This window comes from Bradyrhizobium manausense, assembly GCF_018131105.1.
GTDB lineage: Bacteria > Pseudomonadota > Alphaproteobacteria > Rhizobiales > Xanthobacteraceae > Bradyrhizobium > Bradyrhizobium manausense_B.
The window spans coordinates 3,641,580-3,658,046 of record NZ_JAFCJI010000001.1 but is presented as its reverse complement, the minus strand read 5'-3'; the positions used below and the strand labels follow the sequence as shown (position 1 = coordinate 3,658,046).

Genomic DNA, 16,467 nt, shown 5'->3' with positions numbered 1-16,467 from the left:
AACCACAACGCGATTGTCGTCCCGGCGAAGGCCGGGACGACAATCGAGAATCCTCAGTCCCAACCTCCGTTAATTCACCCCCTGCGCGCCCCGGATCAACTTCCCCGGCCGGCGTCCCGTCGCCTTGCCGTGCCGGCGCGTCACCACGCCCGACACGATCGTGGCGTCATAGCCGTCGACATCCTGCAACAGCCTGCGACCACCGACCGGCAAATCGTAATGCACTTTTGGCGGATGCAGATGCAGCCGGTCGTAATCGATGACGTTGACGTCGGCCTTGTAGCCCGGCGCGATCAAGCCGCGATCGGTCAGCCCCACCGACAGCGCGGTCTTGCGCGACTGTGCCGCGACCACGAACGGGATCGTCAGCTTCTCGCCGCGCGTGCGGTCACGCGTCCAGTGCGTCAGCAGATAGGTCGGGAAGGTCGCATCGCAGATGATGCCGCAATGCGCGCCACCGTCGGAGAGGCCGGGCACCGACTGCGGGTCGATCAGCATCTCACGCGTCGCGTCGAGATTGCCGTCGGCATAATTCAGGAACGGCACGTAGAGCATGCCGCGGCCCTCGTCCGACAGCATCGCATCGTAAGCGAGTTCCTCCGGCTGGCGGCCCTGCTTGCGTGCCTGCGGGCCCAGCGCGTTCTCCGGCGGCTGCTCGTAATCAGGGGGATCGCCAAGCAGGAACATCTTGTCGTAATTCGGACGGAAGAACAGCGGATCGTCGGTCGACGTCGCCGTCTCCCTCAGGATCGCCTCGCGCACATCGCTCTGATGCAGCCGCGTCAGCCGCTCCTTCAGCGGCAGATGCGCGATCGTCTTGTAGCTCGGATGGGTCTGGAACGGGTTGCGCGAAAGCTCGAGCCCGAGCAGCAGGCCGACGGGTCGCGCGGCGATCTGCGCGGTGATGGAGAGGCCGCGCTTGGCTGCGGCGTTGATCTCATCGAGCGTCTGGCGCCAGCGGTTGGGCGATTTGTCGTTCTGAGTGATCGAGAACGAGATCGGACACTTTGTCTGGTCCGCCACCCGCAGCATCATTGGCAGATCTTCGTGGATGGTGGAGAGATCGAGCACGAATTGCAGCACGCTGCGGCCCTGGCTGTGCATCGCGCCGGCGATGGCGGTGAGCTCGTCTTCGCCCGCCTTCAAGGTCGGTGTGAAATCGCCGGTCGAGGTGCGGTGGTTGAGTGTGCGCGAGGTCGAGAATCCGAGCGCGCCGGAGCGCACGGCTTCGCCGGCGAGCTTCGCCATGGCTGCATTGTCTTCCGCCGTCGAGGGATCACGCCGCGCGCCACGCTCGCCCATGACATAGACCCGCAGCGCTGCGTGCGGCAGCTGCGCGCCGACATCGATGTCGAAATCGCGCTTCGACAGCCAGTCCATATAGTCAGGGAAGCTCTCCCAGGCCCAGGGAATGCCGGCGCTCAGCACGGGCTCGGGAATATCCTCGACGCCTTCCATCAGCTGGATCAGGCGGGTGTGATCGGCCGGTTTGCACGGCGCGAACCCGACGCCGCAATTGCCCATGATCGCGGTGGTGACGCCGTTTTGCGACGATGGGGTGATGTCCTGGCTCCAGGTCACTTGCCCGTCGTAGTGGGTGTGCACGTCGACGAAGCCCGGCGTCACGAGTTTTCCGCGCGCATCGATCTCTTCGGCACCCGTGGCTGAGACCTTGCCGACCTCGCTGATCTTGCCGCCGGTGATGGCGACGTCGGCTTCAAACAACTCGCCGCCGTGGCCGTCCGCGACAGTGCCGCCGCGGATCACGAGATCAGGGATGCTCATGCGTTTCTTCCCGCTTTTTGTTTTGTTGCTGTTCTTGTCGTCCCGGCCTTCGCCGCGACGGCAATGAATTCCTGGCTACGCCCTGGCTTGCGGCTTCCGTTCCGTGAACGGCGACAGTACGACCGTGGCGACCATGAAGATCACCGAGGCGCCGAACACCCAGTGCGGCGCGCTCTGGTCCATGATCCAACCGAACAGCAGCGGGCTGACGATGCCCCCGAGATTGAAGCCGGTGGAGACGATGCCGAAGGCGCGGCCCGCCGCACCGGGAGGCGCCGCATTGCGCACCAGCATGTCCCGCGACGGTGCAATGACGCCTGAGAGGAAGCCTGCGGTTGCCATCGTGGCGGTCAGAGCCCAGCCCGGCAGCGTGACCAGTGCGATCAGCAGCACGATCGCGGCATTGGCGGCGAAGCAGGCGGCCGCGACATAACCATGGCGCTCGGTATGGTCGGCGAGGAAGCCGCCCGCGAGCACGCCCACTGCGCTGGAGCCGAGGAATGCGGTTAGTGCGACATTGGCGATGGAATAGGTCGCGCCATAGCCGCTCATGAGCGCGACCACACCGAAATTGTTGATGCCGGCGACCGACAGGCTCAGCAGCATGAACAGCGCCGTCAGCGTGATCAGCGCCGGCGTGATGACGGCCTGCTTCGGCACATTCGCCGCGCCCGGCTTGGCCTTGTGCGCGCCGGCATCGGGAATGTTCATGGCGACCAGCAACAGCGCCACCAGCACGCCGATCGCGCCCGAAGCGATAATCGCACCCGTCCCGCCGGAGACGGCGATGAGTGCCGCCACGATCGCGGGCGCAACGGCGCCACCAAAATAGCCGGCAAAGGTGTGGACCGAGAAGGCACGGCCCATCCGCGCCTCGTCCATATGCTCGGTGAGGATGGCGTAGTCGGCGGGATGATAGACGCTGTTGGCGAGCCCGAGCAGCACGCCGCAGGCGATCAGCGAGGCGTAGCTCAGATGCAGGCCGAGCATGATCAGCGCGAGCCCTCCGAGCGTCAAGCCGCCAAGCAAGATCTTGCGCGCGCCAAAATGGTCGACGAGATAGCCGGTCGGTGCCTGCGTCAGACCGGAGACGACCGCAGAGACGGTCAGTGCGAAGCCGAGCTCGACATAGCCGACGCCAAGCTGGTTCTTCAGGAACGGAAACAGCATCGGCAGAACCAGCAGATGAAAATGGCTGACCCAATGCGCGATCGAAATCCCGGTCAGCGTGCGCAGCGCGCTATCCGCCTTGCCTTGTTGCGGTGCGGCGAGAACGTCGACCATTGCAGTTCCATTTTGCGTCTTAAGGGAGGCGCAAAGTATCGGGCTGTCAGGTTATTTGTCCATGAACGCAGGCGCATGGCTGGTAGTGCGGGTAGGGGCGTGAGGTGGGAGGCATCACCCCTCACAACGGCTCGTCATCATTCCCGTAACGATCGCGCTTCGGGGTGGCGATATCGCCGTCTTCGTAATCGTCGTCGGTGTCGCGCGGAGGCGACGGCTTTCTGGCCTTGTCGGCCGCGGTCTTCGTCTTCGGCGCTTCGCTCGGCTTGGCTGATTTGGCCATGGCGGGTCCCGGATGGTGATGCGTCATCCGCTTCTAACCATAAAATCTATGCGGTTCCTGACCTATCTCAAGGGCCTGCGCTGATGTCGTCAGCCGTGCACCACCGGCCCGCCTGCCTTCTTCCAGGCATCAATACCGCCGGCGATGTGGGCGGTGCTGGCAAGGCCGGCTTCCTTGGCGGCGGCGACAGCCATCGCCGAGCGTTCGCCGAAGGCGCAGAAGAACACGACGCGGCGCCCTGTCGCGGCCGCGACCTCGCGCAGCATGCCGCCCGGCTTGAGGCTTTCTTCGACGCTCGGATATGGCGTATGGAGCGCGCCCTCGAGCATGCCGTGCTTCATCCGCTCATTGCCTTCGCGAAGATCGACCAGCAGGATATCGGGCCGGTGGAGCGAGCGGATCGCCTCGACGGCGCTGAGCGCGCGGCCTTCTTTTTCCAGTTCCTCCTGATGCAGGCCGACCCGCATGTTGGCGGGTACCGCAACGTCCATCATCTTCGGATTGGGCAGCTTCAGGTTCGCCATCAGCTCGATATATTCGTCGACCGAGCGCACCTGGAGCCGCGGATTGTAGCGCTTCTCTTCGCCGATGGTGGAGACGGTATCGCCCTTGTAGTCATGCGCGGGGAAGACCATCGTCTCATCGGGCAGCTTGAGCAGCCGGTTGAAGATCGATTCGTACTGTGCGCGCGAAGATCCGTTCTGAAAGTCGGTGCGGCCGGTGCCGCGGATCAGCAGCGTGTCGCCGGTGAAGACGCGGTCACCCATAAGATAGGAATAGGAATCGTCGGTGTGGCCCGGCGTGTACATCACATCGAGCGAAAGGCCTTCGATCGTCACCTTGTCGCCGTCGGCAACCCGCATCGCCACCACGTCGGCCTTGGTCTGGTCGCCCATCACGGTCATGCAATGGGTGCGGTCACGCAGCTCGCCGAGGCCGGTGACGTGGTCGGCATGCAGATGGGTATCGACGGCCTTGACCAGCTTGAGGTCGAGCTCTCGCAGCAACTGGCAGTAACGGTCGACCTTTTCCAGCACAGGATCGAGGATCAGCGCCTCACCGCCGGGGCGGCTGGCGAGGACATAGCTGTAGGTGCCCGATACGCTGTCGAAGAGCTGGCGGAAAATCATGGCAAGATCCGGCGTGGACTGATCTCGCGAATTCTACTACGCGGGCGGGTAGAAAGAGAAGTAATTCACTGCACGGGGAAGTGATTTTAGAAGGTTTTTATTGCGCGGAATGATCTCCCCGCCCACCGCCGTCATCGCCCGCGAAAGCGGGCGATCCAGTATTCCAGAGACAGCGAGGAGGTACGGAGCGGCCGCGGCCTACTGGATTCCCCCTTTCACGGAGAATGACAGCAAGTATGCAGAGGTAACGTGTCACCAAACGCTGTTCGGACGGCCGCGAAGTGTGCAGCCGGCCTACGGCCGCACCACTGTGTATCCATTTTCTGCCAGAAACAGGATCTGCCCGACGCCCACCTGCACCGGCGTCGCCGCCGGGATGAAATCTGGCCGCTTGCCCGTCTCCCGCTCGATCGTATCGACCGTGTTGAGGCAGATGTCGAAGCGCACGCCCTGTGCAATCAGGCTTTCGACCTGCTTGCGGCGCTCGCTGCCTGACAGCAGCAGATCAATGCCGGGGCCGAAAGCGACCACCTCGACTGCGATCTTGTCGGGGTCGTAGGCCTTCAGGAGGTTGCTGGCGACGCTCAGCACCATCGCCTGCTTCTTCGCGTCTCCATCGGAGAGCTGGAGCACGACCTTGTGCTCGGCGAACGGCTTGTCCTGAAGCGGCACCTGCTGCGCTCGAGCGGGCGGAGCCGCCGCCAGGGCGAAGAGCGCAAGCATCATTGCGCGGAAAATTTGCGACCGCATCGTCTCTATCCCGCAATGCCCGGATTGCCGTCGACGCCCTTCAGCGTGACGCCGTTGCCGAGGCGCTCCTGAAACATCCGGCCCGAGTGCAGATATTTGCCGACGACGTCCCATACCGGCGCGCCCTGCTGGTTGTTGACCGATGCCCAGCCCGCAACCTTGTAGTGTCTGACGGCGCTGAGCGCCTTGCCGTTGGCGAGCCTGAGCTCCGAGATACGGCTGCCGATCGCGTTAGCGGGGCTACAGGCGTAGCTGAGGCCGCCCGCGCGCACCATGTCGCCGCCCTGCTGATAATAGGGATCGGCATTGAAGAGATTGTCGCAGATGTCTTCCAGTACGTCCTTGATCTGTGCGCCGGTCATCTCCTGCACATAAGTCTCTGGATAGGTAATCGCGGTTTCCGCAAGTACGTCTTCCATGGTGATCGGCTGGCCGGACAACGCGGTGACACCCCAACGGAAGCCCGGCGACAACGCGATCTCGGCATCGAGCTCGGTGCGCAGCGCGGCGCAAATCACCTCGTCGATCGGGCCGGCGAAATTGTCGCGGCGATAGAGCAGGCGATCGGGCGTTGCGATCTTTTCCGACCAGTCGGTGACATGCGGCGCGCGCAGCTTTCCGATCAGCTCCGCCATCGCGGGATCGGGCTTCAGTAGTTCGGAATAGACCGGCAGCAGATGGTACCTGACATCGCTGACCTTGCCCTTGTCGAGCGCGAGATCGAGCACGGCCAAAAACTTCCCGTTGGAGCCGGCGTTGGTGACGAGCGTCGTACCGCTGGCGTTCTTCACCGGGATAGGCTGCGGCACGGCATCATGGGTGTGGCCGCCGAGGATGACGTCGATGCCGGTGACGCGGCTTGCGAGCTTGATGTCGACATCCATGCCGTTGTGCGAGAGCAGGATGACTGCATCGACCTTGTCGGTGCCGCGCAAGCTGTCGACATGCTTCTGAAGTTCTTCTTCGCGAATGCCAAAGGTCCAGTTCGGCGTGAACCGCTTGGGATGGGCGATCGGCACGTAAGGGAAGGCCTGGCCGATGATCGCGACGCGATGGCCGCTGAGCTCCTTGATCATCGACGGTTTGAACGCGCGCCCGGTCGCCTTGTCGAAGGCCGGGGCATCGTTGAAGGCGGCCTCCTCGGTCAGGAAGACGTTCTGCGCCAGGAACTCACCCTTGAAGTGCTCGAGATTGTCGCGCAGCGTCTGCTCGCCATAGGTAAATTCCCAATGCCCGGTCATCGCTTCGATGCCGAGCAGATTGGAGACCTCCACCATGTCGCGGCCCTGCATGACATTGGCGAGGCCCGTGCCCTGCCAGAGGTCGCCGCCGTCGACCAGCATCGCATGCTTGTCGCCGACATCGCCGCGCAGGCGGTCGATCAGGGTCTTCAGATGGGCAAAGCCCCCGAGCTTACCGAAACGGCCGGCGGACTTTTCGAATTCGACGGAGGTGAAGGCATAGGCATCGGCGCTGTCGGGTCGGATTCCGAAGCGCTCCAGGAAGGCGCGGCCGACCAGGTGTGGTGGCCGCCCCGCCATCTCGCCAATGCCGATATTGACGCTGGGTTCGCGGAAATAGACCGGGTTGAGCTGCGCATGCGTGTCGGTCGTGTGGAGGATCCGGGCATTGCCGAAGCGCTCGATGTCGTAGATGCTGGCGGCCTCAGCACCGCGCGCAAGCCGCGGCAGCGCAAGCGATGCGGCAGCAACGGCTGAGCTCTTCAGAAAATCGCGGCGGCGGATCGCCATCACACATACTCCGCGCCGATTCTCGGCAGTTTCACTGGGCGCCAGCTTAGCGGATTTCCATCGCCTTCCAGGCTTCTTTTTCGGATGTGGCCTGGACAACCGACGCCTTCGCCAGCGCTTCGGCTTCCTTGGACGCGGCCACGGCGCGGTCGAAATCGCCGCCATCGCCAGCCTTCCTGGCGGCCGCCAGCGTCGAGACGGTCGTGGTCCATTGGTTGCGCATGCCGGCGGCCTCCTTGGACGCAGCCTCCGCAGCGGCATAAGCCGCCTTGTAGTCTGCCTCGCTCGCTGCGCGCGCGGAGGGCGCGAAGCTCAAGAGCAGCAACATGGCCAAGGTAAGTGACCGCTTCATGGCCGCGCTCCCGGGCCCGATATCGGCAGGCCGTTGGCGACGTAGGAGAGGAAATATTCAACGTCGCGATATTCATCCGCCTGCGGCTCCAGCGGAACCGCGCGGGTCTGGCTGTTGCACGTCATGAAGCGGCGGCTGATCGTGCCCATGCCGCTCCACTCGGAGCGGTAGATCGGCATTGCGTTCAAAATTCCGAGCGCCGGCGCCAAAATCTCGGCACGGATGCGTTCGCCCGGGCTCTGCACGTGGCAGCTCGCGCAGGAGAAATTCAGCTGGCCGCGGCGGGTGTAGAAATAGCGCTTGCCGTTTTCGAACGCTTCGAGCGCGCGAGGATCATCCGGGATCTTGATGTCCATCGCCTTGCCGCGCGACGTGAAGGCCATGTAAGCCGTAAGCGAAGCCATCTCGTCCTTGACGTAGGAGTAGGGTGCCTCGCCATTGGCCTCGCGGCAGCGGTTGAGCGCGAGCTCCAGCGTGACGACCTTGCCTTCCTTGGTGTCGAAGTAGGGATAGTTCTGGCGAATGCCGATGCCGCCGTTCGGGAAGCAGTCGGCATAGGTCTTGCCGTTCTTGAACGGGGTTGAAAACATTTCCTTGCCGGCGTCGAGCGCAAATTCGTAGGGCGGGAATTCTTCCTTCTCCTGCCACTGCCGCTTCATGTCGTCGTTCATGGAATAAGGACCGTTGACGAAATCCTCGTGCTTCACGTTCGGAAATTTCTGGAAGAAGAAATTCTGAAACGCCTTGGCATCAGCAGCGGGATCGACCTTGTCGGCCGCGACCACGCGCGGAGAGGTGAGCGCGAACGCGACGAGCGCGGCACTCAGCGAGCCGAGCAGGAAAGAAGTGCGGGTCCTCATCACGCGATCTTCGCGGTGGTCTCGTCGGAGCCACCCTTGTTGTCGGTCCAGGATATCTTGAGATCGTCGCCCTTCCTGGCGCCCTTGAAGCTGAACTTGACGTAAGGGTCCTTGGAGATCGCGGTGCCCCAATTGGCGACGAAGACGTCCTTGCCGTTACATGCGAACTTCAGTTCCTGGATATAGTGCGCGGGGATCAGTTCACCCTTGGAATTCTTGACCAGGCCGGTATCCATGGGGTGCTGGATCAGCGTCTGCACCTCGGTGAGGTCGCCGTTGGATGTTGCGCGTACGCGAATGCTGGATGCCATCTTTATTCTCCTAGCCGCCGCAGCCGCCGACAGTGACCTTCACTTCCTTGGTCGCGCTGTAGAGCTTGCCGTCGGCTTCCACGATCGCGGTCACGTTGCTGGTCTTGGCCATTTTCAGGCGGTTGGCGACAGCGGGGATGGTGCCTTCGGGAAACTTGTAGCTTGCTGCGAGCGCGTTCGGGTTCTCGGCGACGAAGAACGAGATCGAACTGACCTTGTCGAGCGTCGTCGTCACCGACATCGGCACCACGCCGCCATTCTCGGCGATCTCGGGCGCATCGAGCTTGATCTTGTCGGAAGGTTCGGCGGTCCTGCCGTAGAGCGCCTTGATCGCGTCAGCCTCGTTCTTCAGCTTGAACGCTTCTTCCGGATATTTGTCGTTGGCCGCGGCGCGCGCAGGCGCAAACGGCACATTGCCGAGGCCGATCAGTGCGACCGAGACCGCGCCCTGAAGGATCAGGCGCCGCGTCGGATGAGGGCCGGTATGCGTAGTCATGTAGAGTCTCCCTGGCCCGCCGTTACAGCGTCTGCAGGAAATCAACGATCGCGTTGATCTCCTGCTCCGTCAGAATGCGGTTGCGGCCGAATGGCGGCATCATGGTCTGCGGGTTGCGCTTGGTCTCGTCGAACAGGATCGCGACCAGTTCGTTACGGTCTGGGTATTTGGCCTTGAGGTCCTTCAGCTCCGGTCCGATCGTGCCGGGCAGATCGCCGCCCTTGATGACGTGGCAGGTCAGGCAATTGCCCTTGCCGCGGTCGAAAGCGAGTTTCTGGCCGTCGGCGACGGGCGACTGCGCCCATGCCGGGTGAGCGGGGAGGCCCGTGAGGACGACCAACGCGACGAGCAAAGCGGGCTTGTGAGGAAAGGCGATCAAGGCGTCGTTCCGAGGCTCATTGTCCAAAAAAGATAGTGTTCAAAAGCACAAAGGACATGTCCTGACAATCAAGACTATGCACGGCGCAAAATGGCGTTAATATCTCCCGCATTGCAACTGAAGAGATAGATCGTTCATCAAGCCGGCTTTGTCCGGCCCTGTTTTGGGGGCGCTTGGCCCTTGCTCGCGTTTTGGTCTGCTTTCTCATTTTCCGGGGACGTGAATTGGCTGAATATGTCGTTGAATTTGGCCGGGACGGCGGGCGGGTCGAGCCCGATGGCCGTCTCGATGCGCCGGCCTTCCACCGCAATCACGAGCCGCTCTGGGCTGTACTCGAAAGGCATCTCACCGGGCGATCGGGCGACGTGGTCGAGGTCGGCAGTGGAACCGGCCAGCACGTGGTCCATTTCGCCCGCCATACGCCGGATCTGGTCTGGTGGCCGAGCGACCTCAACCAGCGTCATGTGAAGAGCATCGAGGCCTGGCGCGTGCATTCGGGCCTGAAAAACGTCCGCAGCCCCTTGCGGATCGATCTCATCGATCCCGACTGGTGTCCCGAGATGAAAAGCGGGCAGGGGCCGAACGATCTTGCCGCCGTGTTCTGCGCCAATGTCATTCACATCGCGCCCTGGACCGTGGCCGAGGGTCTGTTCGCCGGCGCCGGCCGGTATCTGCGCGCCGATGGCGAACTGTTCCTCTACGGCCCGTTCAAGCGCGACGGCAAGCACACCGCGCTCAGCAACGCCGTGTTCGACACGTCGCTACGCGAAGGCAATCCCGAGTGGGGTGTGCGCGACGTCGGCGACGTCGAGACACTCGCACGCGGGGCGGGCCTCCGCCTCATCGACACCATGGACATGCCGAAGAATAATCTGACGCTGGTGTTTGCGCGCGGCTAAGGCACGAGGACGTCAGGTCTCGTCGTCCCGCCAGCCGATCTTGTCCTTCAGGAATCGGAAGCCGAGCACCTGGAAGCCGGCGCGCTCCTTGTTGTCCTTGCCGTAGCCGTGGCCGCCGGCGGCTGGCTCGTAGAACCAGGCGTCATAGCCCATCGTCTGGAGCTTTGCGGCCATCTTGCGTGCGTGGCCGGGATGGACGCGGTCGTCGCGCCGGGTCGTGGCGATCAGGATCGGCGGATAGGGCTGGCCGGGCTTTGCGTTGTGATAGGCGGAGTAGGTCTTGAGCCACTCCCATTCAGTGGGCTTGTCGGGATCGCCATATTCGGCAATCCAGCTCGCGCCTGCGAGGAGCTTCGTGTAGCGACGCATATCGATCAGCGGGATCGTGCAGAACAGCGCACCGAACCGTTCGGGGTAACGCACCAGCATGTTGGTGATGAGGATGCCGCCGTTCGATCCGCCCTGCGCGGCGATGCGTTTCGGCCTGGTCACGCCGCGGCGGACGAGATCGGCTGCGACCGCTGCGAAATCGTCGTGCGACAGCTTCTTGCCGGCGAGCCGTCCCGCATCGTGCCAGCGCGTGCCGAACTCACCGCCGCCGCGCAAGTTCGCGTGCACAACGGTGCCGCCGCGCTCCATCCACAGCTTGCCGAGCGATGAATTGTAGAGCGGGCGGATCGAATGTCCGAAGCCGCCATAGGCGGTCATGTACACCGGTGCATCGCCGGTCTCGCCGATAGGGCCGGCTTGCACATAGGGAATCCGCTCGCCGTCGACCGAGATCGCCTCGTGCTGCGTCACAACGAGACCCTCGGCATCGAACGTCTTCGGCGCCTGCTTGAGCACATTAGGACTTTCGACTCCGCGCTCGATCAGCATCAGCGACGACGGGGTCAGCGGGTCCTGCACATTGGCAAGCAGGTCGCCATTGCTCTCGGATGGATGGTGATCGAAGGGCCAGACGTCGACCACGCCGATCCGTGGAAGACCGCGTAGCGTCTCTCGGCTCCAGCCGGTGGCAGACGGCGTGCATATCTCGAACACCGGCTGCAACTCATCCAGGATGGAGAGCAGGAGCTTGCCATCGGACCAGAAGAATCCCTGGAGCGCGCGTCGTGCGCCTGGCTCGAACACGACAGCGAAGTTGCGATCGCCCGCGAGGAACGCCGAGAGCGAGATGCCGAGCACGCTGTCGGCCACATAGGTTCGACCCGCAACGGTCCAGTCTTGTCGCAGCTTGATCGCGAACCAGTCGCGATGCGCCTGCATCCATACGCCGCTCGGGAGGTCAAGCTTGGTGAGCGTACCGGCGGCGTCGCGAAGCCAGATCGCGAAATTGAAGAAGTCGACCTGATCGATGATCCAGGCGCGCGTCGTCGCGCCGCTGTCGTCAACCCCGCAATAGACCCGCATCCTGTCGGCGGTGGTTTCGAAGATCACTTCCGCCTGCTCGACTGGTTGCCCACGCCGCCACAGCCGGATCGTTCTGGCGTATCCTGACGTCGTCGCCATGCCTTCGCCATAGGCACTGGAGAGGACAAGCGTATCCGGATCGAGCCAATCGACGCTGCCCTTTGCCTCAGGCAGGACGAAGCCGTCGCTTACGAAGCTTTTCGTCTCTCCGTCGAATTCCCGCAACACGACGGCATCGCTGCCGCCGCGCGACAGGCTCAGCATGATCCGCGAATAGCCGGACCTCGACGCCGTCCAATGCAACAGCCAATCCTCGCCCTCGCTGGCGGCGAGCTGGTCGACGTCGAGGATGGTCTCCCAACTCGGGTCGGCTTTTCGAAATTCATCCAGCATGGTGCGCCGCCACAGACCGCGCGGATGGGCTGCATCCTTCCAGGTGTTGTAGAGCAGGCCGCCGCTGCGGCTGGCATAGGGAATATTGTCTGGACGATCGAAGATCGTCGCGAGGATATCGCGGTCGCGCTCGAACGCCGCTCCACCGAATTGGTCCAGCGTCAGGCGATTCTGCCGCTCGACGAAATCGAGCGCGCGGGCGCCTTCGACCTCCTCCAGCCACAGCCAGGGATCGTCGTCGGGAGCGTTGGGCGTAGGCCTGTCATCGACGGACATGAACGAAACTCCCAGGAAATTGCGCCGGATAGGATTTGATCGCGCACAAGCCGTCAAGAGCGTGGCCCGATATCATTGGTCCGATTGCGTCAGCGGCATGGCCTGCGCCCGTTTGCGCCGGTTGCCCGGCCGTTTCGGCCCCTCCATAGTGCCGGGAATCACCAAGCCTTTTGGGCGGACATGCCGATGATTGACGTAACTTCAGCCAATGAGATCGCCGACGACGCGCGCGTGCGTGGCAACGTGGTACGCCTTGCCGCCGCGCAGGCGCTGACCGGCGCCAACTCGGCGGTGATCTTCGCCACCGGCTCGATCGTCGGCGCAACGCTCGCCCCCGACATGTCGCTCGCGACCGTGCCGCTGTCGATGTACGTGCTGGGCCTCGCTGCCGGCACCTTGCCGACCGGCGCGATCTCACGCCGCTTCGGCCGCCGCTGGGCCTTCGTTATCGGCACCGGTCTCGGCGCGCTTACAGGCCTGCTCGGCTCGTTCGCCATCCTGCACGCCTCGTTCGCGCTGTTTTGTCTGGCGACCTTCCTCGGAGGCCTCTACGGCTCGGTGGCGCAGTCCTATCGCTTCGCCGCGGCCGACGGCGCCAGCGCGGCCTACCGGCCCAAGGCCGTCTCGTGGGTGATGGCGGGCGGCGTGTTTGCCGGCGTGCTTGGTCCGCAACTCGTGCAATGGACCATGAATATCTGGTCGCCCTATCTGTTCGCCTTCAGCTTCCTGGTCCAAGCGGCCGTTGCACTGATCGCGATGGGCATCGTCGCCGGCGTCGACATGCCCAAGCCGGCCCCCGCTGATCTCCACGGCGGAAGGCCGCTGCTGACGATCGTGACCCAACCACGCTTCATCGCCGCCGCCTTGTGCGGCGTCATCTCCTATCCCATGATGAATCTGGTGATGACCTCGGCGCCGCTCGCGATGAAGATGTGCGGGCTGAGCGTGAGCGATTCCAATTTCGGCATTCAATGGCACATCGTCGCGATGTATGGGCCGAGCTTCTTCACGGGCGCCCTGATCGCCCGCTTCGGCGCGCCCAAGATCGTCGCGGCTGGTCTGCTGCTGGAGGCCGGCGCTGCCGGCATCGGTCTCTCCGGCATCACCGCGATGCACTTCTGGGCCACGCTGATCGTGCTCGGCGTGGGCTGGAATTTCTCCTTCATCGGCGCCTCCGCGCTGGTGCTGGAGACACATCGTCCGCAGGAGCGCAACAAGGTGCAGGCCTTCAACGATTTCCTCGTGTTCGGGATGATGGCGATCGGCTCGTTCTCCTCGGGGCAGCTGCTTGCAAATTTCGGCTGGTCCGCGGTGAACATGGTGGTGTTCCCGCCTGTCGCGCTCGGTCTCATCGTGCTTTCGCTGGCGTCCTGGGCCCGCCGCCGCAGGGCCCGGTTCGATGCCGCCATGGGCGAGTTCCCGGACGCGATATAACTGGCGGGAGGCTGGCAGCAACGTTGATAGTTCGATCGCTGTCTGAGTGATTTTGGAGACCATTTATTAGATGATGCGTCATGGCCGGGCTTGTCCCGGCCATCCACGTCTTAGGTGCGGATCGAAGAATGTGGATGCCCGGGACGAGCCCGGTGACGGAGTAGGCGACATGCTCGACAATCCACAACACACCTCGATCGATGAATCCTCGCTCCGCTATGAGGGATGGCGCATCGTCGCGGTCTGCTTCCTGCTCGCGACCTTCGGCTGGGGGCTCGGCTTCTACGGCCAGAGTGTCTATGTCGCCGAGCTCCAGCGCGCGCGCGGCTGGCCGGCGTCGCTGATTTCCTCGGGCACGACGTTCTTCTATCTGTTCGGTGCGCTGCTGGTCGTGTTCGTCGGTGAGGCCGTCCGGAAATACGGCCCACGCATCTGCCTGATCGCGGGCACGCTGGCGATGTCGGCTGCGGCGGTCGCGATCGGCGCGGTGCGAGAGCCCTGGCAGCTTTATCTCGCGGATGCCGTGCTCGCTTTCGGCTGGGCCGGCACCAGCCTCGCCATGATCACCAACACGATCAGCCTGTGGTTCGACCAGAAACGCGGCATGGCCATCAGCCTGGCGCTGAACGGCGCTAGCTTCGGCGGCATCGTCGGCGTGCCGCTGCTGGTGACGTTGATCGGCCACACCGGTTTTGCCAACGCGATGTATGCCGCGGCCGTCGCCATGCTGGTGTTGCTGCTGCCGGTGATTTTGTTCGTCGTCGGCCGGCCGCCCGATCTTCATGGCTGGCAGGGGGCGGCGAAGCCGAAGACGCAATCCTCGACAGAGATCCGTCAAGCTGCGCTGCGCGATGTCGGCTTCCTCACGGTGACGATTGCCTTTGCTTTGGTGCTGTTCGCGCAAGTCGGATTCATCGTGCACCTGATCTCGTTCCTCGATCCCGTGATCGGGCGCGAGCGTGCCGCCGTGGCTGTCGCGGTGCTGACCGCTATGGCGGTGATCGGCCGCGTGCTGTTCTCGATGGTGATCGACCGGCTCAACCAGCGGCTCGCCTCGGCGCTGTCGTTCCTCAGTCAGGCGGCGGCACTGTGCGTCGTGACCAATCTTCACAATGACTATGTGCTGATCGCGGCCTGCGCGGTGTTCGGCTTCTCGGTCGGCAATCTCATCACGATGCCGTCGCTGATCGTGCAGCAGGAATTCGACGGTGCCTCGTTCGGCGTGCTGATCAGCCTGAACACCGCGATCAACCAGGTGACCTATGCGTTCGGCCCCGGCGTAGTCGGCTTCCTGCGCGATTGGTCCGGCGGGTATGCGATGCCGTTCTATCTCTGCATTGCGCTGGAGGTGATGGCGGCTGCATTGATCATGGTGCGTGGGACGCCGCGGCCGGAGGCGGCGTAGGGCGCGGCGTCGCTTCCACGCACTCCGTCATTGCGAGCGCAGCGAAGCAATCCGCAGTCATTTCGCGGAGGATTCTGGATCGCTTCGGCGCTGCGCTCCTCGCAATGACGCGGCGAGAGCGGGACTACGCCTCGCGCTGCTTTAAGAGGCCCTCAACATCCAGCCGTTTGGTAAACATCGCGAGCTTCCCATCCGGTCCGAACGGCCATTGCTCCCTCGGCTTGTCCCAATACAGCTCCACGCCGTTCTCATCGGGGTCACGCAAATACAGCGCCTCGGACACGCCGTGGTCGCTGGCGCCATCCAGCGCGATGCCTGATGTCAGCACGCGATGCAGCGCATCCGCCAGGGCCGGCCGTGTCGGGTAGAGAATTGCGGTATGGAATAGCCCGGTCGTGCCGGGCGGCGGTGGTGAGCCGCCCTTGCTTTCCCAGGTGTTGAGTCCGATGTGGTGATGATAGCCGCCGGCCGAGATGAAGGCCGCGCCCGAGCCCATCCGCTGCATCAGCTCGAAGCCGAGCACGCCGCAATAGAAGCCGAGGGCGCGATCGAGATCGGCGACCTTGAGGTGGACGTGGCCGATCCTGGTGCCGGCGGCTACGGGGGATGTTTGCGACATGTGGCTGCTCCGTTGATTATCTCCACATAAGGCCGGCCTCGGGACAGTGCTACCGGCCTTACCCGAAACCCATCGTTTCCGGATACGAAGCTATGACAGCTCCGGGACCTCGCCCTCCGGCAGCTCGAACTCAAACGCGTTCAGCGTCATCGACACCATCGTGTAATAGCCGCATAGCCCGATCACCTCGACCACGCCGCGCTCGCTGAGCAATTTCACCGCCTCGTCGTAGAGGCCCTTCTCGACGCCGTGTCCTTCGTGCAGCGACTTCGCAAGATCGTAGATCATCCTGCCCTTGGGATCGTCGAACTCTGGCGTGCGACGATCGCGGATCGCGTCGATGATTTTGAGGTCCATGCCGCCCGCAAGAGCGAGGCGCTTATGCGCATACCATTCGTAATGCGCGGTCCAGTGCCGGGCCGTCACCAGGATCGCAATCTCCGAAAGCTTTGCCGGAAACATGGTGTCGTAGCGAAGCATTTCGCCGAGCCGCGTCGCGTGACGGGCCATGTCGGGGCTGTTGAGCCAGGCCATCATCGGCGCCGGCGGTTTGCCGCGTTTGCCGGCAATCGACTCGTCATAGGTCTGTCTCTGGCTCTCGTTCATTTCGCCAGGCGAAAGAAGTTTCAGGCGCATGCGCGTTTCCT

The 16,467-nt window shown here is 63.4% G+C and carries 17 protein-coding genes; 3 read left to right on the top strand and 14 right to left on the bottom strand.

The window, feature by feature from the left end; genetic code table 11:
- Positions 1-69: 69 nt before the first annotated feature.
- The 11 genes from JQ631_RS17530 to soxX all read right to left on the bottom strand — a co-directional run bounded on the left by JQ631_RS17530 (position 70) and on the right by soxX (position 9,354).
- Positions 70-1,785 carry an N-acyl-D-amino-acid deacylase family protein gene (locus JQ631_RS17530; protein ID WP_212327930.1) on the bottom strand — a complete coding sequence of 572 codons (1,716 nt, stop codon included), beginning with the start codon at positions 1,783-1,785 and terminating at the stop codon, positions 70-72.
- Between the two features lie 75 nt (positions 1,786-1,860).
- Complete coding sequence (locus tag JQ631_RS17525; RefSeq protein ID WP_212327929.1) at positions 1,861-3,069, bottom strand: MFS transporter; 1,209 nt, start codon at positions 3,067-3,069, stop codon at positions 1,861-1,863.
- Positions 3,070-3,190: 121 nt separating this feature from the next.
- Positions 3,191-3,352: a hypothetical protein gene (locus tag JQ631_RS17520; protein ID WP_212327928.1), complete on the bottom strand. Its 162-nt coding sequence runs from the start codon at positions 3,350-3,352 to the stop codon at positions 3,191-3,193.
- An 89-nt stretch (positions 3,353-3,441) separates the two neighbouring features.
- Positions 3,442-4,482 (bottom strand): MBL fold metallo-hydrolase, encoded by a 1,041-nt coding sequence (locus JQ631_RS17515; RefSeq protein ID WP_212327927.1) that lies wholly within the window; start codon positions 4,480-4,482, stop codon positions 3,442-3,444.
- A gap of 294 nt (positions 4,483-4,776) precedes the next feature.
- The gene (locus JQ631_RS17510) at positions 4,777-5,232 is read right to left on the bottom strand and encodes a DsrE family protein (RefSeq protein ID WP_212327926.1); all 456 of its coding nucleotides are present in this window, start codon (positions 5,230-5,232) and stop codon (positions 4,777-4,779) included.
- A gap of 5 nt (positions 5,233-5,237) precedes the next feature.
- Entirely contained in the window at positions 5,238-6,983 is a 1,746-nt protein-coding gene (soxB, locus tag JQ631_RS17505; protein ID WP_212327925.1) for a thiosulfohydrolase SoxB, read from the bottom strand.
- A 46-nt stretch (positions 6,984-7,029) separates the two neighbouring features.
- On the bottom strand, positions 7,030-7,335 hold the full coding sequence (locus JQ631_RS17500; RefSeq protein WP_212327924.1) for a hypothetical protein: 306 nt from the start codon (positions 7,333-7,335) through the stop codon (positions 7,030-7,032).
- Positions 7,332-8,195 (bottom strand): sulfur oxidation c-type cytochrome SoxA, encoded by an 864-nt coding sequence (gene soxA, locus JQ631_RS17495; RefSeq protein WP_212327923.1) that lies wholly within the window; start codon positions 8,193-8,195, stop codon positions 7,332-7,334. The genes JQ631_RS17500 and soxA overlap by 4 nt, the downstream gene beginning before the upstream one ends.
- A complete protein-coding gene (soxZ, locus tag JQ631_RS17490; protein WP_212327922.1) occupies positions 8,195-8,506 on the bottom strand; it encodes a thiosulfate oxidation carrier complex protein SoxZ in 312 nt (103 codons plus the stop codon). Before soxZ ends, soxA begins: the two co-directional genes overlap by 1 nt.
- A gap of 10 nt (positions 8,507-8,516) precedes the next feature.
- A complete protein-coding gene (soxY, locus tag JQ631_RS17485) occupies positions 8,517-9,002 on the bottom strand; it encodes a thiosulfate oxidation carrier protein SoxY (protein WP_212327921.1) in 486 nt (161 codons plus the stop codon).
- A gap of 22 nt (positions 9,003-9,024) precedes the next feature.
- Positions 9,025-9,354, bottom strand: coding sequence for a sulfur oxidation c-type cytochrome SoxX (gene soxX / locus JQ631_RS17480; RefSeq protein ID WP_212328635.1), 330 nt, complete (start codon positions 9,352-9,354; stop codon positions 9,025-9,027).
- 251 nt (positions 9,355-9,605) lie between these two features.
- Here soxX and JQ631_RS17475 point away from each other — a divergent pair, with 251 nt between their 5' ends.
- Positions 9,606-10,280 carry a DUF938 domain-containing protein gene (locus tag JQ631_RS17475; protein ID WP_212327920.1) on the top strand — a complete coding sequence of 225 codons (675 nt, stop codon included), beginning with the start codon at positions 9,606-9,608 and terminating at the stop codon, positions 10,278-10,280.
- Positions 10,281-10,292: 12 nt separating this feature from the next.
- Here JQ631_RS17475 and JQ631_RS17470 read toward each other — a convergent pair whose 3' ends face one another.
- Positions 10,293-12,362, bottom strand: coding sequence for a prolyl oligopeptidase family serine peptidase (locus JQ631_RS17470; RefSeq protein WP_212327919.1), 2,070 nt, complete (start codon positions 12,360-12,362; stop codon positions 10,293-10,295).
- A gap of 186 nt (positions 12,363-12,548) precedes the next feature.
- Here JQ631_RS17470 and JQ631_RS17465 point away from each other — a divergent pair, with 186 nt between their 5' ends.
- Together JQ631_RS17465 and JQ631_RS17460 are read left to right on the top strand one after the other, a co-directional pair.
- On the top strand, positions 12,549-13,796 hold the full coding sequence (locus tag JQ631_RS17465; RefSeq protein ID WP_212327918.1) for an MFS transporter: 1,248 nt from the start codon (positions 12,549-12,551) through the stop codon (positions 13,794-13,796).
- Between the two features lie 169 nt (positions 13,797-13,965).
- The gene (locus tag JQ631_RS17460; RefSeq protein WP_212327917.1) at positions 13,966-15,201 is read left to right on the top strand and encodes an MFS transporter; all 1,236 of its coding nucleotides are present in this window, start codon (positions 13,966-13,968) and stop codon (positions 15,199-15,201) included.
- Positions 15,202-15,325: 124 nt separating this feature from the next.
- Here the strand turns inward: JQ631_RS17460 and JQ631_RS17455 are convergent, their stop codons facing one another.
- Complete coding sequence (locus tag JQ631_RS17455; protein WP_212327916.1) at positions 15,326-15,820, bottom strand: VOC family protein; 495 nt, start codon at positions 15,818-15,820, stop codon at positions 15,326-15,328.
- Positions 15,821-15,910: 90 nt separating this feature from the next.
- Positions 15,911-16,456, bottom strand: a complete 546-nt coding sequence (locus JQ631_RS17450; RefSeq protein WP_212327915.1) for a carboxymuconolactone decarboxylase family protein — start codon at positions 16,454-16,456, stop codon at positions 15,911-15,913.
- Positions 16,457-16,467 lie beyond the last annotated feature (11 nt).